Below are 19,796 nucleotides of genomic sequence, written 5' to 3' on the forward strand. Positions count from 1 at the left end.
TCCTGGTGCGGTATAGGCTGGATCGACTGCCCCACCGGCTGCTGAAAGGACACCCTGTGAGCCGCCTGTTCACCTCCGAGTCCGTGACCGAAGGTCACCCCGACAAGATCGCCGACCAGATCAGCGACAGCGTGCTTGACGCCTTGCTCGCACAGGACCCTCAGTCACGTGTCGCCTGCGAGACCTTCGTGACCACCGGTCTCGTTCTCGTCGGTGGCGAGGTGACCACCCAGGCTTATGCCGACATCGCCCGGATCGCCCGTGACCGCATCCTCGAGATCGGCTACGACTCCTCGACCAAGGGCTTCGACGGCGCGTCCTGCGGCGTCCAGGTGACGATCGGTCAGCAGTCTCCCGACATCGCGCAGGGCGTCGACCAGGCGTACGAGGAGCGTGCCGAGGGCTCGGCCGACCCGCTCGACAACCAGGGTGCCGGCGACCAGGGCCTGATGTTCGGCTTCGCGAGCGACGAGACGCCCGAGCTGATGCCGCTGCCGATCACGATCGCCCACCGGCTCGCCGAGCGCCTGACCGCCGTGCGCAAGGACGGCACGGTGCCCTACCTCCGTCCTGACGGCAAGACCCAGGTCACCATCGAGTACGACGACGACGACGTCCCCGTACGTGTCGATACCGTCGTCGTCTCGACGCAGCACGCGGCCGACATCGACCTCGAGGCCATGCTTGCGCCCGACGTCAAGAAGCACGTCGTCGACGCGGTGCTCGACGGCTTCTCGATCGACCACTCCGACTACCGTCTGCTGGTCAACCCGACCGGCCGGTTCGAGATCGGTGGCCCGATGGGCGACGCCGGGCTCACCGGACGCAAGATCATCGTCGACACCTACGGCGGTTACGCCCGGCACGGCGGCGGTGCATTCTCCGGCAAGGATCCGAGCAAGGTCGACCGCTCCGCCGCGTACGCGATGCGTTGGGTCGCCAAGAACATCGTCGCGGCCGGTCTCGCCCGCAAGGTCGAGGTGCAGGTCGCGTACGCCATCGGCAAGGCACACCCGGTCGGCTTCTACCTCGACACCTTCGGCACCGAGACCGTTCCGGTCGAGCAGATCCGGGCGGCCGTCCTCGAGGTGTTCGATCTCCGTCCGGCCGCCATCGTCCGCGACCTCGACCTCAAGCGTCCGATCTACGCCAAGACCGCGGCGTACGGGCACTTCGGTCGTGAGCTCCCCGAGTTCACCTGGGAAGCCACCGACCGTGCCGACGCGTTGCGTGCGGCAGTTGGCGCCTGACCTGAGGAGCCACAGCCTGCGCACGACCGCCCTGGGGACGACGGCGGGCGCGTCGTCGGCCGGGCTTGGTAGAACTGCTTGGTGACCGACGAACGACATGACGCACAGCCGGCGCTGGTGGGGGAGCCTCCCCGACCAGCGCCTGCTGCGTCTGCAGGCAGGTTCGCCGGCGCGGCCGACGAGCTCCCGGTTGCGCGGGTCGCGGCCGACGTGAGCCTGGCCCACCTCGACCGGCCCTTCGACTACCTGGTGCCCGCGGCGATGGACGCGGAGGTCGTCCCCGGCTGCCGGGTCTCCGTGCGGTTCGCCGGCGTGGCGGTCACGGGGTTCGTGCTCGAGCGCGTCGCGACGACCGAGCACCAGGGCAAGCTCGCGAGGCTCTCGCGGGTGATGTCGTCAGAGGTGGTGCTGCGCCCCGACGTCGCAAGGCTGTGCCGTGCCGTCGCCGACCGCTATGCAGGGGTCTTCGCTGACGTCGCTCGCCTCGCGGTGCCCCCGCGGCACGCCCGTACCGAGAAACGGTCCTCCGCCGCCCCCGTCGCCGACCCGCTGGGCGCGCCGGCCGATGAGGCGTGGGCGCCGTACGACGGTGGCCGCGAGCTCGTCGCGGCGCTCTCCCGTGGCGGGTCTCCGCGCGCGGTCTGGAACGCGGTCCCGGGTGGCTCTCCCGAGCGGGCTCTCGCTCAGGCGGCCGACGCGACTCTGCGGTCGGGTCGCGGGGTCGTCGTGTGCCTGCCGGACGTCGCTGACGTCGAGCGCGCCGACGCGGCCTTCACCGAGGTGCTCGGAGCCGGTCGTCACGTCGTCCTCACCGCCGACCTCGGGCCGTCGGCGCGCTACGCGGCGTTCCTGGCGCTGGCCCGCGGGCACGTCCGCGCGGTGATCGGCACGCGCGCGGCGGCATTCGCGCCCGTGCACGACCTCGGGCTGGTGGCGATCTGGGACGACGGCGACGACCTCTTCGCCGAGCCCCGCGCGCCGTACCCGCACGCGCGCGAGGTGCTGCTCATGCGCGCGTGGGACACCGGCTGCGGCGTGCTCGTCGGTGGCTACGCGCGTACGGCGGAGGCCGAGCAGCTCGTGACCTCGGGGTGGTGCACCGCCGTCACGGCCACGATGGCCGACCGGCGTGACAGCTGGGCACGCCTCTCGGTCGACGAGGGCACGGGCGCCTCTGCGGGGTCACGGCTGCCAGCGTCGGCGTTCCGGGCGGTGCGGGCCGCGTTGGCCACGGGGCCGGTGCTCGTCCAAGTCCCGCGCACCGGCTACCGCGCGGCGCTCGCCTGCCAGGACTGCCGTACGCCGGCCCGGTGCACGCACTGCTCCGGCCCGCTCGCGCAGGACCGCTCCGGCGCCGACCCGCAGTGCCGGTGGTGCGGGCGCGCCGTCGAGGAGTGGACCTGCCCGTCGTGCGGGAGCCACCGGCTCCGCGCCCCGGTGATGGGGGAGCGGCGGACCGCCGAGGAGCTCGGGCGTGCGTTCCCCGGCACCCTCGTCCGTACGTCGGCGTCGGGCTCGGTTCTGCGGACCGTGCCCGAGACACCCTCCCTCGTCGTCGCCACGCCGGGGGCCGAGCCGCACGCCGAGGGGGGCTACGCGGCTGCGGTGCTGCTCGACACGTGGGTCGCACTGTCTCGGCCCGACCTGCGGACAGACGAGGAGTCGCTCCGGCGCTGGCTCAACGCGGCGGCCCTCGTCCGCGGCCGGAGCGCCGGTGGGCAGGTCGTCGCGGTGGGTGACCCGGGCATCGCGGTGCTCCAGGCGCTGGTGCGTGCCGATCCCGCCGGTCATGCCGCCCGCGAGCTCGCCGCGAGACTCGAGGCCCGCCTGCCGCCGGCCGTACGACTCGCGACCGTCGAGGGCGAGCTCGACGCCCTGCGCACGCTCGCCGAAGGGCCGTGGCCGCAGCCCGCCCAGGTGCTCGGGCCGGTCGAGCTGCGGCCGGCGTCGGAGGACGAGGCGCAGCCGTGGGGCCGCCTCATCGTCGCCGTTCCCCGCGCAAAGGGCGCGGCGCTCGCTCGGGCGCTCCAGGTCGCGCAGGCCGCGCGCTCGGTCCACAAGCTCCGCCCGTACCGGATCTCCGTCGACCCGCAGTCGCTCGGCTGAGCCGTCCTAGTCGTACGAGGCGACGACGCGCTGCTGTGCGCCGTCGACGGTGACCTCGCCGCCGTACGGGACGATCCACTGCGGGCGGGTGTGCCCGAACGGGACACCGACGACCACGACTGCCTCGGGGTTGTACGCCGCGATCGTGCCGACGGCCACGTCCCGCTGTGCCTCTCGCAGTCGCCGGCGCTCGTCTGCCGATGGTCGGTGCTGCAGGTCCGACGTCGGGGGACGGCCCACGAGCACGGCGTCGACCGCGGCGAGGAGACCGCGCTCGCCCATCGAGCGCAGGATGCGTCCGACCTCCTGGGTCGAGGGCAGCTCTTCGGAGGTCTCGACGAGCAGGACCCCGCCGTCGAGCGCCGCCGCGGGGAACGGGAAGCGGTCGGCCGTCAGGATCCACTGCAGGATCTCCAGGCAGCCTCCCCACGTACGGCCAGTGGCCGAACGGGCGGGACCGTGCCACGTCCACGGCTCGGTCGGCTCGCGCACGCCGTACGAGGTCAGCGCGGCGGGGTCGTCCCACGGCAGGCCGGTGTCCTCGGACTCGCCGGGTTCGGTCAGCTCGAGCGACCCACCCGTCAGCAGCGCCGCGCGCAAGGACGCCGCATGGACGGGGTCGACCGCCGGGCCCGGGCCGAGGTGGACCTGGGTCGCGCCGCCGTAGAAGCCGGCGACGCCGTTCGACCACAGCCAGCTCAGGAGGTTCGTGTTGTCGCTGTAGCCGAGGAACGGCTTCGGGTCGGCCCGTACGAGGTCGGCATCGAGGTGCGGGATCACCGTGATCTGGTCGTCGCCGCCGATCGTGGCCAGCACGGCCCGGATGCCCGGGTCGGCGAACGCGGCGTTGAGGTCGGCGGCGCGTCCCTCGGGCGAGGCGTCTGCGCGCGTCGTCGGGTACTCGACGGGCTCGAGGCCCGTCAGGGCGCGCAGGCGCTCCATCGCCTGCTCGTGCACGGCGGGGAAGTGCGCGGGACCCGCCCACGAGGGGGAGACGACGGCGACGCGGTCGCCAGGACGTGCCTTCGGCGGGCTGACGGGGCGCGGTGTGGTGTCCATACCCCACCCCACCATCTGCGGGCAGGGGTGAGCGACCCGATTCCGCGTGACCGCGCCCCCTAGGCTGGGTGCGTGAGACTCGTGTTCGCCGGCACCCCCGAGGTCGCCCTGCCCTCCCTCGACGCGCTCGTCGCCAGTGACCACGAGGTCGTGGCCGTCGTGACGCGCCCCGACGCCCGTGCCGGCCGGGGACGGACCCTGCGTCCGTCACCGGTCGCCGAACGCGCGCTCGACCTCGGCATCGAGGTGCTGCGACCGCCGAAGCCGAGCGACCCCGACTTCGTCGCGCGCCTGCGTGAGATCGCCCCTGACTGTGCCCCGGTCGTCGCGTACGGGGGGTTGGTCCCCGCCGACGTGCTGGCCATCCCACGGCTCGGGTGGATCAACCTGCACTTCTCCGTGCTGCCGGCGTGGCGCGGCGCTGCTCCCGTGCAGCACGCGTTGATCGCCGGCGACGAGGTCACGGGCGCGTCGGTGTTCTCGTTGGTGCCCGAGCTCGATGCCGGGCCCGTGTACGGGCTGTTCACCGAGCGCATCCGACCCGAGGACACCGCAGGCACGCTGCTGACCCGGCTCGCCGACCTTGGAGCGGGCCTCCTCACCGACGTCGTCGACCACCTGGCGCTCGGCGACATCGAGGCTCGCCCGCAGCCGGAGGAGGGCCTCTCGTACGCGCCGAAGCTCACCACCGACGACGCGCGGATCGACTGGACCGTGCCCGCGTTCGGCGTCGACCGCCGTATCCGCGGGTGCACCCCTGCCCCTGGCGCCTGGACGACGTACGAGGGCGAGCGCCTGAAGGTCGGCCCGCTCTCGGTCGCCGAGGGCCCTTCGACGCTGGCGCCCGGTGAGCTCGCGGTGACCAAGTCTGAGGTGCGTGTCGGGACGGGGACGTCGGACGTGATCCTCGGCGACGTCCAGCCGCACGGCAAGAAGGCAATGGACGCGGCCGCTTGGGCGCGTGGCGTCCGCCCGGAGGCGGGTGTGCGTCTTGGCTGACCGCCGCTCGCGCCCGGACCGCCCGCAGCTGCGGCAGCGCGTCGACCCCACCCGCAAGGTCGCGTGGGAGGTGATGCGCGCGGTCGAGGAGCAGGATGCCTACGTCAACCTGCTCCTTCCCGCGCTGCTGCGGGAGAACGGCATCGCCGGCCGCGACGCCGCCTTCACCACCGAGCTCACCCACGGGACGATCCGCCGGTCGCGCACGTACGACGCGGTGCTCGACACGCTCGCACCGAAGGGCATCGACGCGCCCGTACGCGATGTCCTCCGCCTCGGCACGCACCAGATCCTCGCGATGCGGGTGCCGAGTCACGCGGCGGTCTCGACCAGCGTCGACCTGACGCGTGCCGTGATCGGGCACCGACCGGCGTCGTTCGTCAACGCGGTGCTCCGCAAGGTCGCGGCCTCCGACCTCCCGACCTGGCTCGAGCGGGTGGCGCCGTCGTATGAGGACGACCCCGTCGGGCATCTCGCCGTCGTCCACGCGCATCCGCGGTGGATCGTGGAGGCGTTGCGCGACGCGGTCGGCGCACCGGCAGCCGAGGGCGAGCTGGCCGCACTCCTGGAGGCCGACAACGCGGCACCGCAGGTCACGTTGGTCGCCCGGCCGGGACTTGCCGACGCCGACGACCTCGCAGGCCTGTCGGGATCGCCGGGGGAGTGGTCGCCGTACGCGTTCCGCCTCGAGGGCGGTGACCCCGGTGCGATCGAAGGTGTCCGTGAGGGACGGATCGGCGTGCAGGACGAGGGGTCGCAGCTGGTCGCGATCGCTGCCGCTGCGGTGCCGGTCGCCGGGCCGGACGCGCGATGGCTCGACCTGTGCGCGGGGCCTGGCGGCAAGGCGGCGTTGCTTGGTGCGCTCGGCGCCGCCCGTGGTGCGGAGCTGGTCGCCAACGAGGTCACCCCGCACCGCGCCGAGCTCGTCCGCTCGGCCGTGCGGCTGCTCGACAACACCGAGGTCGTCGTCCACGACGGGCGGACGCTGGAAGCGGACGCGCCGTACGACCGGGTCGTCGTGGACGCGCCGTGCACGGGGCTCGGCGCGCTGCGTCGCCGCCCCGAGGCGCGGTGGCGGCGTCAGCCCTCGGACCTCGTGGGTCTCGTGCCGCTCCAACGGGACCTGCTGGCGCATGCGCTGGATCTGGTCCGTGTGGGCGGCGTGGTCACGTACGCGACGTGCTCGCCGCACCTCGCCGAGACGCGTGGCGTGGTCGAGGCGATGCTCGGGGCGCGCGACGACGTCGAGCTGGTCGACGTGACCTCCGTGCTTCCGGAGGTGCCGTACCTCGACCGCTCCGCCCCGTACGTGCAGCTCTGGCCGCACCTGCACGGGACTGACGCGATGTTCGTCGCAGCCCTGCGCCGCACCGCCTGACGCCCGCGAGTGACCTGCCTTGCGTCGGTGACCTGGCGTCCACCTCAGGGCGTGCGGTGGACGCCGCGGCACCGACTCAGATCACGTGGCCGCCATTGACGGTGATCTGCTGCCCGGTGACGAAGGCGCCGGCGTCGGAGCACAGGTAGGCCACCATGCCGGCGACGTCCTGCGGCGTTCCCATCCGCCTGAGCGGGACCTCGGCGGCGTAGTCCGCCGTGTCGAGGCCGGCATGGCGCTCGACCGGGATCCAGCCCGGCTGGACGAGGTTGACGGTGACGCCGTCGGGCCCGAGCTCCTTCGCCCACACCTTTGTGAGTCCGACCTGGGCATACTTCGCCGCGACGTACGCCGACGCCCGGGGCAGCGCCCGCGCGGTCATGTCGGACCCGATCAGGACGACCCGCCCGCCACCCGCGGCGCGCATGCTCGGGAGGGCTGCCTGGACGAGCAGCGTGGGGCTCTTGACGAAGAACTCGAGCTGGTCGAGGTGCCCTCTCCAGGTGAGCTCCCCGACACCGGCCGAGGGCTGCGGGCCGGTCGCGTTCGCGACGACGGCGGTCACCGGACCGAGCGCGTCCTCGACGCTGCGGAACAGGTCGGCAACCCCGTCCTCGTCGACGACGTCGGCGGCGAACGCCTCGGCAGTGCCGCTGGATGCGCGAATGTCCGCGACGACCGCCTCGGCGGCGTCTCGACCCTGGCGGTAGTTGACTGCCACAGCCCATCCGTCGGCCGCGAGCCGCAGGGCGATGGCGGCGCCGAGGCCGCGGGAGGCCCCGGTCACGACGGCGACGCCTCGGGGACTCACGCGTCCACCCTAGGACGGCGGCGGTTAGCCTGGGCGGCATGGGCCTGCGCATCTCCCCGAGCATCCTGTCCGCGGACTTCGCCAACCTCGAGCGTGAAGTGAAGCGCATCGACAACGCCGACTGGCTGCACGTCGACGTGATGGACAACCACTTCGTCCCCAACCTCACGCTCGGGCTGCCCGTGCTCGAGGCGATCGGCAAGGTCACCGACACCCCCATCGACGCGCACCTGATGATCGAGGACCCGGACCGGTGGGCCCCGTCGTACGCCGAGGCCGGCGCGCGCAGCGTGACGTTCCACATCGAGGCCGCAGGTGCTCCCGTTCGACTCGCCCACGAGCTGCGGACGCTCGGCGCCCGCGCGTCGATGGCGCTCAAGCCGGCGACGCCGATCGAGCCGTACGAGGACCTCCTCCCTGAGCTCGACATGGTGCTGCTGATGACGGTGGAGCCGGGGTTCGGTGGCCAGTCGTTCCTCGACATCATGCTTCCCAAGATCCGGCGGACCCGCGCGATGCTCGACAAGCACGGCGGCGACATCTGGCTGCAGGTCGACGGAGGCGTCTCGGCCGCCACGATCGAGCGCTGCGCCGAGGCCGGTGCGGACACCTTCGTGGCCGGATCTGCGGTCTTCGGCGCCGACGACCCCGCAGCAATGGTGGACCAGCTCCGCGAGCAGGCCGCGAGCGCGACCCACCGCCACGCCTGAGCCAGGAGAGTGGCGTACGTCTCACCGTTCGTCAGGGTGATGCGGGCTCCGGTGCCCCTCTCGTACACTGGGACGGAGAGCATTGCGTGCTCCGGGGTCGGTGCAATTCCGAGCCGGCGGTGACAGTCCGCGACCCAGAAGCCTTCGGGTGACTGGTTGACCTGGTGGAACTCCGGGACCGACGGTGAAAGTCCGGATGGGAGGATCGCGCAAACCCTCGTGTCGTCGGGCCTTCACGGGTCCGGACGGGACGAGGTGTCCTTCTCGTTGCCCCGGAGCCCACGTCATCACGACGAGAGGGCGGAACGGTGGCCGATCACCACGAGCAGGCGGCGATGCGCCGGGCGCTCGATGCTGCCCGCGAGGCGACCGAGAACGCCCTTCCGAACCCGCGCGTCGGCTGCGTCCTCCTCGCGCCGGACGGCTCCGTCCTTGCGGTCGGCGCCCACCGTGGCGCCGGCACGCCGCACGCGGAGGTCGACGCACTGAGCCGTGCGGGCGACGCCGCACGTGGCGCGACCGCCGTCGTCACCCTGGAGCCGTGCCACCACACCGGCCGTACGGGGCCGTGCTCGGAGGCGCTGATCCTCGCCGGCGTCGCCCGTGTCGTCTATGCGCAGGACGATCCCAACCCCGCCGCGGCCGGAGGCGCCGACCGTCTGCGCTCCGCCGGCATCGAGGTCGAGTCCGGGCTCCTCGCCACTGAGGCCGAGGCGCTCAACGTCGCGTGGACCCATGCCGTACGGACGGGACGCCCGTACGTCACCTGGAAGCTGGCGGCCACGCTCGACGGGCGCAGCGCCGCCGCCGACGGCACCAGCCAGTGGATCACCGGCCCCGACGCCCGCCTCGACGTCCAGCGCCTGCGGGCGAGGTGCGACGCGATCCTCGTCGGCACCGGCACCGTGACCGCTGACGATCCGCGGCTGACGCTGCGCGACGACGAGGACGCCCCGCTGCCGTACGAGCGCCAGCTGACGCGTGTCGCGATGGGGGAGCGGGAGGTGCCCGAGGACGCGCGCGTCCGTGATGCCGAGGCGCCGTTCCTGCACCTGGCCACGCGCGACGTCGACGCGGCGCTCGCCACCCTGGCCGCGCGCGAGATCCGTCACGTGTGGCTCGAGGGCGGCCCGCGGCTGGCGGGCGCGTTCCTGGGCGCCGACCGGATCGACGAGGTCGTCGCCTACGTGGCGCCGGCCCTGCTCGGCGCCGGCACCCCCGCACTGAACGGCTCCGGCATCGAGACGATCGCCGACACCGTCCGTCTCGACCTCACCGACGTCACGCAGCTCGGACCCGACCTGCGGATGACCGCCCTCGTACGAAAGGAAGGCGCCTGATGTTCACCGGAATCGTCGAGGAGCTCGGCGAGATCGCCGCCATCGAGGAGCAGGCCGACGCGATCAGGCTGACCGTACGGGGCCCGTTGGTGGTCTCCGATGCCGCGCACGGCGACTCGATCGCCGTCAACGGCTGCTGCCTCACCGTCACCGAGAGCGACGGGGACGCCTTCACCGTCGACGTGATGCGCGAGTCGCTCGACAAGACCTCGCTCGGCACCCTCCGCGTCGGCGACCCGGTCAACCTCGAGCGGGCGATGCCGGCGACCGGGCGCTTCGGCGGCCACATCGTCCAGGGCCACGTCGACGCCACCGGCACCATCCGATCGCGGACGCCGAGCGAGCACTGGGAGGTCGTCGAGATCGGCTTCCCGGCCATGCTCGGCCGCTACCTCGTCCCCAAGGGCTCGATCACCGTCGACGGCACGTCACTGACGGTCGTCGACGTCGGCGACGATGCGTTCACCGTGTCGCTGATCCCGACCACCCTCGCAGCGACGACGCTCGGCACCAAGCAGCCCGGCGACCCGGTCAACCTCGAGGTCGACGTGCTCGCGAAGTACGTCGAGAAGATGCTCGCGAGCGACGGACCAGGCGAGGCGCGATGAGTCTCCTCACCACGCTGTACGACGCGCACCTCACGATCGGCGGCCACCCGATCGCGTGGCGCGAGATCATCGGCAACCTCTTCGGGCTCGCCTCGGCCGTCGGCGGGATGCGGCGCCGCGTGTGGGCATGGCCGGTCGGGATCGTCGGCAACGTCCTGCTCTTCACCGTCTTCCTCGGCACCGCGCTCGGCGGGCACGGCGCCCCGCTGTTCGGGCAGGCGGCGCGGCAGGTCTTCTTCGTGGCGGTCGCCGTGTACGGCTGGTACCGCTGGCGCCAGACCCGTACGGGCGAGGGCGCCCCGGCGATCGTCCCGCGATGGGCGACCGGGCGCGAGCGCCTCGTGCTGCTGAGCGCGGCCGCGATCGCGATCGTCTTCTGCACGTGGCTGTTCACCCAGGTCGGCGCGGGCTGGCCGGCCCCCCGCTGGTACTACCTGGCAGATGCCTGGATCTTCGTCGGCTCCATCCTCGCGACCTTCGCGATGGCGCGCGGGTGGGTCGACTTCTGGCTCGTGTGGATCGCCGTCGACCTCGTCGGCATCCCCGAGCTCCTGTACTTCGAGTACTACCCGTCGGCGGTGCTGTACGCGGTCTACGCGGGCTTCGTCGTCTGGGGCCTGGTGGTGTGGCTGCGTGCCGCGCGCGACGAGGCTCCGCAGGTGGATCAACCGACGAGCAAGGCGGTGGGCGCATGAACGCGACGACAGAGGCGTACGAGGAGCTGGACGCGGTCCGGCTCGATCCGGTGGAGCGTGCGATCGACGACATCCGCGCGGGCAAGGCGGTGGTCGTGGTCGACGACCCCGGCCGTGAGAACGAGGGCGACCTGATCTTCGCCGCGAGCAAGGCGACGCCGGCCCTGATGGGGCTCATGGTCCGCTACTCCAGCGGGTACGTGTGTGCGCCGGTGACGGGGGAGATCCTCGACCGGCTCGGCATCGCGCTCATGACGCCGCACAACCGAGACCGGCTCAAGACGGCGTACACGATCTCCGTCGACGCCCGTGACGGCGTGACGACGGGCATCTCCGCCGCCGACCGCGCCAAGACCGTACGGGTCCTGGCAGACTCGGCGACCGAGCCGTTCGAGCTCATCCAGCCCGGCCACATCCTGCCGCTGCGCGCGAAGCCCGGCGGCGTGCTGGCCCGGCCCGGCCACACCGAGGCCGCGGTCGACCTGACACGCCTGGCGGGCCTGACCCCGGCGGGAGTGATCGGTGAGCTGATCAACGACGACGGCAGCCTGATGCGGGCGCCGCGCCTGCGTGAGTTCGCCGACGAGCACGGTCTCGCGATGATCTCGATCGAGGACCTCATCACCTACCGCCGCCGCCACGAGACGCAGATGGAGCGTGCGGTCGAGACGCGGCTGCCGACGGAGTTCGGCACGTTCACCGCGTACGGCTACCGCAACGTCGTCGACGACAACGAGCAGGTCGCGCTCGTGCTCGGAGACCTCGGTGACGGCTCCGACGTCCTCGTCCGCGTGCACTCCGAATGCCTCACCGGCGACGTCCTCGGCTCGCAGCGCTGCGACTGCGGCCCGCAGCTCCAGGCGTCGATGGCGGCCGTGACCGAGCACGGGTCCGGTGTCATCGTCTATCTGCGCGGCCACGAGGGGCGGGGGATCGGGCTCCTCGCCAAGCTTGCCGCGTACGGGCTGCAGGACGCCGGGCAGGACACGGTCGACGCCAACCTGGCGCTCGGCCTGCCGGTCGACGCTCGCCACTACGCCGACGGCGCCCAGATCCTGCGTGACCTCGGGGTCACGTCGGTCCGGATGCTGACCAACAACCCTGACAAGGTCGCCGCGATGGCGCAGTACGGCATCGCGGTGTCCGAGCGTGTCCCGCTCTCCATCACGCCGACCGAGGACAACCTGCGCTACCTGCAGACCAAGGCCGAGCGGATGGGGCACCACCTGCCCGACCTGGTCGCGATCGAGAACACGGTGGTCGACATGGACGAGGAGACGGCCCGATGAGGAAGGCAGCACGATGAGCGGAGCAGGATCCCCCGACCTGGCGAGCACCGACGGGAGCGGCCTGAGGGTCGCGATCGTCGCGTCGTCGTGGCACACGGTCGTGATGGACGGCCTCGTCGCCGGCGCCACGAAGGCGCTGGCCGAGATGGGCACGTCGGAACCGACGCTGGTCCGCGTACCGGGCGCGTTCGAGCTCGCGCCGGTCGTCGCGGCGTACGCGCGCGCCGGCTACGACGCTGTGATCGCCCTCGGGGTCGTCATCCGCGGTGGCACGCCTCACTTCGAGTACGTCTGCCAGGCGGCGACCGACGGGCTCGCGAAGGTCGCGCTCGACACGGGTGTCCCGGTCGGGTTCGGGCTCCTGACGTGCGACGACGAGGCGCAGGCGCTGGACCGTGCCGGGCTGGCCGACAGCCGCGAGGACAAGGGCCGGGAGGCCGCACAGGCAGCCGTCGCGACGGCGCGCGTGCTGGCCTCGGTACGCTAGGGCGCGATGAAGACCTTCGACACGCTCTTCGCCGAGCTCAGCAGCAAGGCGGCCGACCGCCCCGAGGGCTCGCGCACGGTCGCCGAGCTCGACGGCGGCGTGCACGCGATCGGCAAGAAGCTGGTCGAGGAGGCCGCGGAGTCCTGGATGGCGGCGGAGCACGAGTCGCGCGAGCGCGCGGCCGAGGAGCTCAGCCAGCTGCTCTACCACGTCCAGGTGATGATGCTGGCCAAGGGACTGACGCTGGACGACGTGTACGCGCATCTGTGACGGTCAGGCAAACGCCTCCGTCCTGCCTGCCCGTGCCTCCGCCTCCAGCCGACCGCCGGGCCACCCCGCTCGGTGGGCACCAGAACCGACCGGGAAGACCGTCATGCTGAAAGTCGCCGTACCCAACAAGGGCTCGCTCGCGGAGTCCGCTGCGCAGATGCTCGCCGAGGCGGGATACCGCCAGCGCCGCAGCACCCGCGACCTCGTCACCGTCGACGCCGACAACGACGTCGAGTTCTTCTACCTCCGCCCGCGCGACATCGCGATCTATGTGGGGGAGGGCACCCTCGACGTCGGGATCACCGGCCGTGACCTCCTGCTCGACTCCGGCGCCGCCGCCGAGGAGATGGTCTCGCTGGGGTTCGGCGCCTCGAGCTTCCACTTCGCCGCTCCGGTCGGTTCGCTGCCCGACGTCGAGGCGATCGCCGGCCGTACGGTCGCCACCTCCTACCCGGGAGTCGTCCGGGCCTGGCTGGCCGAGCGTGGCATCGACGCCAAGGTCGTCCGTCTCGACGGTGCCGTCGAGTCATCCGTACGCCTCGGCGTCGCCGACGTGATCGCCGACGTCGTCGAGACCGGGTCCACCCTGCGGCAGGCCGGCCTTGAGATCGTCGGAGGCCCGATCCTCGCCTCGGAAGCGGTGGTCATCCGGCCCGAGGACCGGCCCGCGTCGCCCGGGCTCGACGTCTTCGAGCGTCGTCTTCGTGGTGTCCTCGTGGCGCGCAGCTACGTGATGATGGACTACGACATCCGCGTCGAGCAGGTCGAGGCGGCCGTCGCGCTGACACCCGGCATCGAGTCGCCGACGGTCTCGCCCCTTCATCGCGAGGGGTGGGTCGCGGTCCGGTCGATGGTGCCGCGCGACGCCGCCCAGAAGGTCATGGACGAGCTGTGGGCCCTCGGAGCGCGCGGCACCCTCGTCACCGACATCCTGGCGTGCCGGCTGTGAGCGCGAAGGACGGCGCTCCGGTCGACGGGCGGCGGGTGTTCAAGCCCGTCGGCCCGCGGATCGTCGGGATCGTCGCAGGCGTGTGCCTGTGGGTGCTCTTCTTCGCCGTCGCGCTGACGCTCCCGGCCGAGGTCCGGGCAGGGTTCACCGGTCTGCAGACGGGCACGCTCGTGCTCTTCCTGCTGTTCGCGGATGCCGTGCTGTGGGGCATCGGGCGCAGCCGGGTGATCGCCGACGACGACGGCCTGCACGTGCGCAACGGCTACCGGACGCACCACCTCGCATGGACGGACGTGCTCGACATCGCGTACGCGCAGGGTGCGCCCTGGCCATCAGTCGCCACCCGTGACGACCGCCGCATCATGATGCTCGGGATCCCGTCGTCGGACGGTCCGAAGGCACGCGATGCCGTCTGGTACCTCCGCGAGCGCATCGTCCAGGCCGACGGCGAGAGCTGAGCGCCTACTCGATGCCGTGACGGCGCAGGATGTCCTCGATCTCGGCGAGGTCGTCGTCCTTGCCGGCCTTCGCGGGGCGGCCCTTGGCGGCGGCCTTGCGCGACGGCCCCTGCTCGACCTGGGCGGGGCCGGAGCGCGCACCGAGCCTGCCGGAGCCGGCGCCGGGCGCCTTGTCGCGCATGCGCGAGCCGATCGCGATGAGGAGGACCGCGACGACCGCGATGCCGATGCCGAGCCACACGCTCGGGCGGAAGACGAACCCGGCAGCCCAGTCCGCGACGGCCGAGCCGATCCTGACGACGAGCCGCAGCGCACCGACGAGCCACAGCGCCCACGGGACCAGCGCCCAACCGGCCCGGCGTACGGCCGCCGCCCGGTCACCTGCTCTCCACGCCCGCCAGGCGAAGAAGCCGGCACCGGCGGACAGGAGGGCGGCCCAGGGGAGCCAGGCGATCGTGTCGGTGCTCATGCCTCCAGTCTGCCCCATCACCGCACCTCCGGACCTCCGGCGAAGGGCACCACGACCACCGGTTAGCGTGGAGCCGTGGCATCCCTGGCAGAACCCGCCTTCCCCGGTGACGACGGCGCGGTCTACCCCGCGCTCGCACACGCGCTGACGGCGTACGACGGCGACCACGCGCTTGCCCCCGTCCTGGTGGCGCTGGGCAGCGCCCGTGTGCTCGTCCCCGTCGTGGCCGTACGCGGTGAGAGCGCCGTCGGCTCCGACAAGGAGGCCGACATGGCGACGGTGATGATGACCGGCGCCGACGGCCGGCAGGCGCTGCTGGCGTTCAGCGCGCTCGAGACCCTCCAGCGCTGGCGACCCGACGCGCGCCCCGTCCCGGTGTGGGCGCGCGAGGCAGCGAGCGCCGCCCTGGGTGACGGGGCGACGGCGCTGCTGCTCGACCTCGCAGGACCCGTACGCGTAGTGGTCGAGACTGACGACCTCCGTCACCTCGCGGCCGGCGACGAGCTCGTCGCTGTCGGCGGCAGCTGGGCCTGGACGACCGCGGCCTAGGTGCCCGTACGGCCGGCGCCGGGTGGCGGCGCTCAGTCGTCTGCGGGCTTGCGCAGAGCCCGCGCGACCTTCCACTCGATCTTCTTGTCCTCGCGGACAGCGATGTCGACCTTCCCTGAGACGCCGGTGGACAAGGTGAGACGGCACGTCGCGGTGACACCCGGCTCACGCTTGAGGTTCTTCGGGCAGGTCACGGAGTCGACGGTCGCGCCCGCAATCTGGCGCTCGTAACCGGCCTTGATCTGTTGCTCGACCTCATCGGTGTCGATCGGATCGCTGCCGCAGGCGGTCAGGAGCGTGAGTGCCGCGCAGCACCCCACCGCCGCTCGTACGGAGATGCTCAAGGCTGCTCCTCGGTTGGGTCCCGGTCGGGGTCGGGACGCCGGGCAGCCTAACAAAGCGTGACGTCGACCGTGATCCGGACCGTGGCGTCGGCACGGGTGATCCGGGCGAGGAACCCGGCGCTCCCGATCGTACGGAGGATCGCGTCGTTGCCCGGCTGCGTGACGAGGACGACCTCGTCGGCTCCGCACTCGCGGGCCCGACGCGCCCCACGGCGTACGAGCGCGGTGCCGACACCGCGTCGCTGCCACGCGTCCTCGACGATCACCCCGAGCTCCTGCGTACCGGGCGTCTCCTCGTCGGTCACCCCGTCGTGCGAGGGGAAGACGTGAAGGCTCAGGATGTTGATCCCGCCCTCACCACACGAGCGAGCGAGGCTCGCGAGAACGCCGGGCCTGTCCTTGATCGTGGTGCGGACGCGGTGGAGCATGGACCAGCGTCGCGGGCGCGGGTTACCGGGCGGGATCAAGGACGTTGCTGGGCGATTTCGGTCCCGTACGGACGTCTGCTACGGTTGACCCTCGAAGTGGAGTCCACTCCCACCTGGGCGATCTTGTGATCGTCGGGTCCCTGGCCGTGAGGCACCCTCCGGGGTCGTCACGCGGCGGGCGTGTCGCAAGGCACGGATCCTGGTGGCCTTCGCTTCGAAGCGAAGGCCATTTTTTGTTCGTAGGTGGTCGTCGCACGACGACCATCCGGTACGAACCCAGGAGGACCCATCACCACAGAGCTTCGCGTCAACGACCGCATCCGCGCCAACGAGGTCCGTCTCGTCGGTCCTAACGGCGAGCAGGTCGGCATCGTCCGACTCGAGGATGCGCTGCGGCTGGCTCAGGAGTCCGACCTCGACCTCGTCGAGGTTGCCCCGACAGCCCGTCCGCCGGTCTGCCGACTCATGGACTACGGCAAGTTCAAGTACGAGGCTGCCCAGAAGGCCCGTGAGTCTCGGCGCAACCAGACGAACACGATCATCAAAGAGATGAAGCTGCGTCCGAAGATCGACCAGCACGACTACGACACCAAGAAGGGTCACGTCGAGCGGTTCCTCCGGCAGGGCGACAAGGTCAAGATCACGATCATGTTCCGTGGTCGTGAGCAGAGCCGCCCCGAGCTCGGCTTCAGGCTCCTCCAGCGTCTCGCGGCAGACATCGAGGAGCTCGGCTTCATCGAGGCGTCGCCACGCCAGGACGGCCGCAACATGACGATGGTCGTGGCCCCGCACAAGAAGAAGTCCGAAGCGCGCGTGGAGGCCAAGGAAGCCAAGGAGGCGAAGGCTGCTGAGCGGGCAGCTGAGCACGCCGCTGACGCCGCCTACGAAAAGGCTCAGCGCGACTCAGTCGAGCAGGTCGCGGCCAAGAAGCCGCGCAAGCGCTCGGAGAACATCGACCCTGACATGGAGGCATGAGATGCCGAAGATGAAGCGCAACTCGGGCATGAAGAAGCGCGTCAAGGTGACCGGCACCGGCAAGCTCGTGCACAAGCACGGCCGTCGCCGTACGCACATGATGCAGAAGCAGAACACCGCGCGCACGCGCCTCGAGAGCGGCGACCAGCCGATCGCCAAGGCTGACGTTCCCCGCGTGAAGAGGATGCTCGGCCTCTGAGCCGTCACCTCCACGCCGTACGCCGCACCCGAGACACACCGAACGAGGAGTAACCCATGGCACGCGTCAAGCGTTCCGTCAACGCAGCGAAGAAGCGTCGCGAGACGCTGGAGCGCGCATCCGGCTACCGCGGACAGCGCTCGCGTCTCTACCGCAAGGCCAAGGAGCAGGTCACTCACTCGCTGGTCTACAGCTACCGTGACCGCCGGGCCAAGAAGGGCGACTTCCGTCGTCTCTGGATCACCCGCATCAACGCGGCGGTGCGTCAGCACGACCTGACGTACAACCGCTTCATCCAGGGCCTGCGTCTGGCCGGTGTCGAGGTCGACCGCAAGATCCTTGCCGACCTCGCCATCTCCGACCCGAACGCGTTCGCGGCGCTGGTCGAGTCCGCGAAGGCGAGCCTTCCGGCCGACGTCAACAAGCCGAAGGCGTCGGACGCCGCGGCCTGATCGGCTGCCTGCCCGACTGAGCTCCGCACACGTGGCGAGTCCCGAGCACGTCCTCACCCCCCGTACCGGGCGGGTGAAGGCTGCCCGGAGGCTCGCCACGCGGCGTTTCCGGGAGAAAGAGCGGGCCTTCCTTGCGGAGGGTCCGCAGGCGGTCCGCGAGGCGCTCGCCGCCGGCGGTGAGCGTCCTGGCCTGGTCCACGACGTGTACGCCACGGCGGCCGTGACGGCGCGCTACCCCGACCTGGTCGAGGCCGGCGGAGCGCGCTGGCACGTCGTCGACGACGAGGTCGTCGACGCGATCAGCGAGACCGTCTCCCCGCAGGGCGTCGTCGCCGTGTGCGGCTACCTCGACGTCGCGCTCGACGCGGCGCTCGCGCGCGAGCCACGGCTCGTCGCCGTCTGCGCCGACGTGCGCGACCCGGGCAACGCCGGCACGGTGATCCGCTGCGCGGACGCCGCGGGCGCGGACGCCGTGGTGCTCCTCGGCGACTCCGTCGACCCGTACAACCCCAAGGCTGTCCGCGCCAGCGTGGGCAGCCTCTTCCATCTCGACGTGGTCGTCGAGCGCGACACGGCCGGAGCCGTCGCCGCACTCCAGCGCGCCGGACTGCGCGTCCTGGCCGCCGACGGTGACGCCGACGTTGACCTGCCGGAGGCCGAACGCACGGGGCTCCTCGACGGCCCGACCGCCTGGCTCTTCGGCAACGAGGCCTGGGGACTGGCTGCCGCGACCCGAGCCCTCGCCGACACGGTCGTCGCCGTCCCGATCTACGGGCGTGCCGAGAGCCTCAACCTTGCCACCGCCGCGGCCGTCTGCCTGTACGCCTCCGCCCGCGTCGCCCATGACAGACGAGCCTGAGGAGCGCGCCGTGATCGACGTGGACCTCCTCCCCGACGGGATCGTCATCGCCGATGCCGACGGCCTCGTCACCCGGGTCAACCGTGCGGCGTCACGGATTCTGCGCCGGCGACCCGACGAGCTCATCGGCCTCCACATCGAGGCAGCGCTGCCGCTCGACGACCTCGCCGGCAACTCGTGGTTCACGTGCCTTCGCCCGTACGACGGGCTCTCGACCCGGACCCGGCTGTCGGAGGGCAGCTGGCACACCTCGGACGGCGTCGAGCTGCTCGTCACGGCGAGCCTCGTGCGGGAGGCGCCCCGCCAGCCGGTCAAGAAGCTCGTGGTGTCGCTGCGCACCGCCAAGGCGCGCGCTCACCGTGACCGTGCCCGCTCCGACCTCGTGGCGACCGTCGCGCACGAGCTGCGCTCACCGCTCACGGGTGTCAAGGGGTTCACCGCGACCCTGCTCAACAACTGGGACCGCTTCTCCGACGAGCAGCGCCAGCTCATGCTCGAGACGGTCGACTCCGATGCCGACCGGCTCTCGCGCCTCATCACCGACCTGCTCGACGCCGCGCGCATCGACTCCGGCCGGCTCACCCTGCGTCCCGAGCCGCTCGACCTCGCCGAGGCCACCCGCCGCGTGCTCAACAACGTCTCGGCCGGCACCGGGCTCAAGCTCGACGTCACCGCCGAGGAGGGCCTGCCGCGGGTCTGGGTGGATGCGGACCGTTTCGCCCAGGTCGTCACCAACCTCGTCGAGAACGCCCAGCGGCACGGGATGGGGGTGCGTGACGTCGTCGTGCGCCGCCCGACACGGTTCCCCGACGGTGTGGCCCTCGAGGTGTTCGACTTCGGCCCGGGGATCCCCGAGGAGATCCGCACGCGGGTCTTCACGAGGTTCTGGCGCTCGGGCGACCGTGGCGGGACCGGGCTCGGCCTGTACGTCGTCAAGGGGGTCGTCGACGCGCACGGTGGCGAGATCGAGGTGTGCGACGGCGACCGCGGTGGCGCCTGCGTCGGTGTGTGGTTCCCGGAGAACGTGCCCGAGGTGCTCCGCGACGTACCGCAGCCCTAACCCGTTCGACAACCTCCCTAGACTGGATCAGTGCTCGGCTGCAGCCGCCGCG

24 protein-coding genes and 1 riboswitch are annotated in these 19,796 nt (G+C 71.9%); of the genes, 19 read left to right on the forward strand and 5 right to left on the reverse strand.

Annotated features, from left to right (window positions below):
* Positions 1-56 precede the first annotated feature (56 nt).
* Complete coding sequence (gene metK / locus ACFSDF_RS14310) at positions 57-1,250, forward strand: methionine adenosyltransferase (RefSeq protein WP_167009044.1); 1,194 nt, start codon at positions 57-59, stop codon at positions 1,248-1,250.
* An 81-nt stretch (positions 1,251-1,331) separates the two neighbouring features.
* A complete protein-coding gene (locus ACFSDF_RS14315) occupies positions 1,332-3,356 on the forward strand; it encodes a primosomal protein N' (protein WP_243843141.1) in 2,025 nt (674 codons plus the stop codon).
* A gap of 6 nt (positions 3,357-3,362) precedes the next feature.
* On the opposite strand, the gene ACFSDF_RS14320 is transcribed toward ACFSDF_RS14315, so the two are convergent.
* Positions 3,363-4,415 (reverse strand): S66 family peptidase, encoded by a 1,053-nt coding sequence (locus ACFSDF_RS14320; protein ID WP_167009046.1) that lies wholly within the window; start codon positions 4,413-4,415, stop codon positions 3,363-3,365.
* A 72-nt stretch (positions 4,416-4,487) separates the two neighbouring features.
* On the opposite strand from ACFSDF_RS14320, the gene fmt reads away from it, so the two are divergent.
* Both fmt and ACFSDF_RS14330 read left to right on the forward strand, forming a co-directional pair.
* On the forward strand, positions 4,488-5,414 hold the full coding sequence (gene fmt, locus ACFSDF_RS14325; protein WP_167009049.1) for a methionyl-tRNA formyltransferase: 927 nt from the start codon (positions 4,488-4,490) through the stop codon (positions 5,412-5,414).
* A complete protein-coding gene (locus ACFSDF_RS14330) occupies positions 5,398-6,792 on the forward strand; it encodes an RsmB/NOP family class I SAM-dependent RNA methyltransferase (RefSeq protein WP_377157974.1) in 1,395 nt (464 codons plus the stop codon). The genes fmt and ACFSDF_RS14330 overlap by 17 nt, the downstream gene beginning before the upstream one ends.
* A gap of 76 nt (positions 6,793-6,868) precedes the next feature.
* Here the strand turns inward: ACFSDF_RS14330 and ACFSDF_RS14335 are convergent, their stop codons facing one another.
* Positions 6,869-7,603, reverse strand: a complete 735-nt coding sequence (locus tag ACFSDF_RS14335) for an SDR family NAD(P)-dependent oxidoreductase (RefSeq protein ID WP_167009053.1) — start codon at positions 7,601-7,603, stop codon at positions 6,869-6,871.
* A 38-nt stretch (positions 7,604-7,641) separates the two neighbouring features.
* On the opposite strand from ACFSDF_RS14335, the gene rpe reads away from it, so the two are divergent.
* The 9 genes from rpe to ACFSDF_RS14380 all read left to right on the forward strand — a co-directional run bounded on the left by rpe (position 7,642) and on the right by ACFSDF_RS14380 (position 14,409).
* Positions 7,642-8,313, forward strand: coding sequence for a ribulose-phosphate 3-epimerase (rpe, locus tag ACFSDF_RS14340; RefSeq protein WP_167009056.1), 672 nt, complete (start codon positions 7,642-7,644; stop codon positions 8,311-8,313).
* 83 nt (positions 8,314-8,396) lie between these two features.
* Positions 8,397-8,525, forward strand: a riboswitch (FMN riboswitch).
* Between the two features lie 123 nt (positions 8,526-8,648).
* The gene (ribD, locus tag ACFSDF_RS14345) at positions 8,649-9,653 is read left to right on the forward strand and encodes a bifunctional diaminohydroxyphosphoribosylaminopyrimidine deaminase/5-amino-6-(5-phosphoribosylamino)uracil reductase RibD (RefSeq protein WP_167009389.1); all 1,005 of its coding nucleotides are present in this window, start codon (positions 8,649-8,651) and stop codon (positions 9,651-9,653) included.
* A complete protein-coding gene (locus ACFSDF_RS14350; protein WP_167009059.1) occupies positions 9,653-10,261 on the forward strand; it encodes a riboflavin synthase in 609 nt (202 codons plus the stop codon). The genes ribD and ACFSDF_RS14350 overlap by 1 nt, the downstream gene beginning before the upstream one ends.
* Positions 10,258-10,956 (forward strand): nicotinamide riboside transporter PnuC, encoded by a 699-nt coding sequence (gene pnuC / locus ACFSDF_RS14355; protein ID WP_167009062.1) that lies wholly within the window; start codon positions 10,258-10,260, stop codon positions 10,954-10,956. Before ACFSDF_RS14350 ends, pnuC begins: the two co-directional genes overlap by 4 nt.
* Entirely contained in the window at positions 10,953-12,245 is a 1,293-nt protein-coding gene (locus tag ACFSDF_RS14360) for a bifunctional 3,4-dihydroxy-2-butanone-4-phosphate synthase/GTP cyclohydrolase II (protein ID WP_167009066.1), read from the forward strand. The genes pnuC and ACFSDF_RS14360 overlap by 4 nt, the downstream gene beginning before the upstream one ends.
* A gap of 13 nt (positions 12,246-12,258) precedes the next feature.
* Positions 12,259-12,732 (forward strand): 6,7-dimethyl-8-ribityllumazine synthase, encoded by a 474-nt coding sequence (gene ribH, locus ACFSDF_RS14365; RefSeq protein WP_167009068.1) that lies wholly within the window; start codon positions 12,259-12,261, stop codon positions 12,730-12,732.
* A gap of 6 nt (positions 12,733-12,738) precedes the next feature.
* Positions 12,739-13,002, forward strand: coding sequence for a phosphoribosyl-ATP diphosphatase (locus tag ACFSDF_RS14370; RefSeq protein WP_167009082.1), 264 nt, complete (start codon positions 12,739-12,741; stop codon positions 13,000-13,002).
* A 103-nt stretch (positions 13,003-13,105) separates the two neighbouring features.
* Entirely contained in the window at positions 13,106-13,951 is an 846-nt protein-coding gene (hisG, locus tag ACFSDF_RS14375) for an ATP phosphoribosyltransferase (RefSeq protein ID WP_167009085.1), read from the forward strand.
* Complete coding sequence (locus tag ACFSDF_RS14380; RefSeq protein ID WP_167009088.1) at positions 13,948-14,409, forward strand: PH domain-containing protein; 462 nt, start codon at positions 13,948-13,950, stop codon at positions 14,407-14,409. The genes hisG and ACFSDF_RS14380 overlap by 4 nt, the downstream gene beginning before the upstream one ends.
* A 4-nt stretch (positions 14,410-14,413) precedes the next feature.
* Here ACFSDF_RS14380 and ACFSDF_RS14385 read toward each other — a convergent pair whose 3' ends face one another.
* Positions 14,414-14,878, reverse strand: coding sequence for a cellulose synthase (locus tag ACFSDF_RS14385; RefSeq protein ID WP_167009091.1), 465 nt, complete (start codon positions 14,876-14,878; stop codon positions 14,414-14,416).
* A 75-nt stretch (positions 14,879-14,953) separates the two neighbouring features.
* Between ACFSDF_RS14385 and ACFSDF_RS14390 the strand changes: the two genes are divergently transcribed.
* Positions 14,954-15,427, forward strand: coding sequence for an SseB family protein (locus ACFSDF_RS14390; RefSeq protein WP_167009094.1), 474 nt, complete (start codon positions 14,954-14,956; stop codon positions 15,425-15,427).
* Positions 15,428-15,459: 32 nt separating this feature from the next.
* Here the strand turns inward: ACFSDF_RS14390 and ACFSDF_RS14395 are convergent, their stop codons facing one another.
* Positions 15,460-15,771, reverse strand: a complete 312-nt coding sequence (locus ACFSDF_RS14395; RefSeq protein ID WP_167009097.1) for a DUF4333 domain-containing protein — start codon at positions 15,769-15,771, stop codon at positions 15,460-15,462.
* 47 nt (positions 15,772-15,818) lie between these two features.
* On the reverse strand, positions 15,819-16,199 hold the full coding sequence (locus ACFSDF_RS14400) for a GNAT family N-acetyltransferase (RefSeq protein ID WP_167009100.1): 381 nt from the start codon (positions 16,197-16,199) through the stop codon (positions 15,819-15,821).
* 243 nt (positions 16,200-16,442) lie between these two features.
* Here ACFSDF_RS14400 and infC point away from each other — a divergent pair, with 243 nt between their 5' ends.
* From infC to ACFSDF_RS14425, 5 genes are read left to right on the forward strand one after another with little or no spacing between them, the layout of a single operon-like run.
* Complete coding sequence (gene infC, locus ACFSDF_RS14405) at positions 16,443-17,174, forward strand: translation initiation factor IF-3 (protein ID WP_167009103.1); 732 nt, start codon at positions 16,443-16,445, stop codon at positions 17,172-17,174.
* Position 17,175: 1 nt separating this feature from the next.
* Positions 17,176-17,373: a large ribosomal subunit protein bL35 gene (locus ACFSDF_RS14410; protein WP_167009107.1), complete on the forward strand. Its 198-nt coding sequence runs from the start codon at positions 17,176-17,178 to the stop codon at positions 17,371-17,373.
* Between the two features lie 56 nt (positions 17,374-17,429).
* Complete coding sequence (gene rplT, locus ACFSDF_RS14415; protein ID WP_167009110.1) at positions 17,430-17,825, forward strand: 50S ribosomal protein L20; 396 nt, start codon at positions 17,430-17,432, stop codon at positions 17,823-17,825.
* Positions 17,826-17,856: 31 nt separating this feature from the next.
* Entirely contained in the window at positions 17,857-18,684 is an 828-nt protein-coding gene (locus ACFSDF_RS14420) for a TrmH family RNA methyltransferase (protein WP_167009113.1), read from the forward strand.
* Positions 18,685-18,694: 10 nt separating this feature from the next.
* Positions 18,695-19,744, forward strand: coding sequence for a sensor histidine kinase (locus ACFSDF_RS14425; RefSeq protein WP_243843142.1), 1,050 nt, complete (start codon positions 18,695-18,697; stop codon positions 19,742-19,744).
* The last annotated feature ends 52 nt before the right edge of the window (positions 19,745-19,796 follow it).

It is taken from the genome of Mumia zhuanghuii (assembly GCF_042681565.1).
In the GTDB taxonomy this organism is placed as follows: domain Bacteria; phylum Actinomycetota; class Actinomycetes; order Propionibacteriales; family Nocardioidaceae; genus Mumia.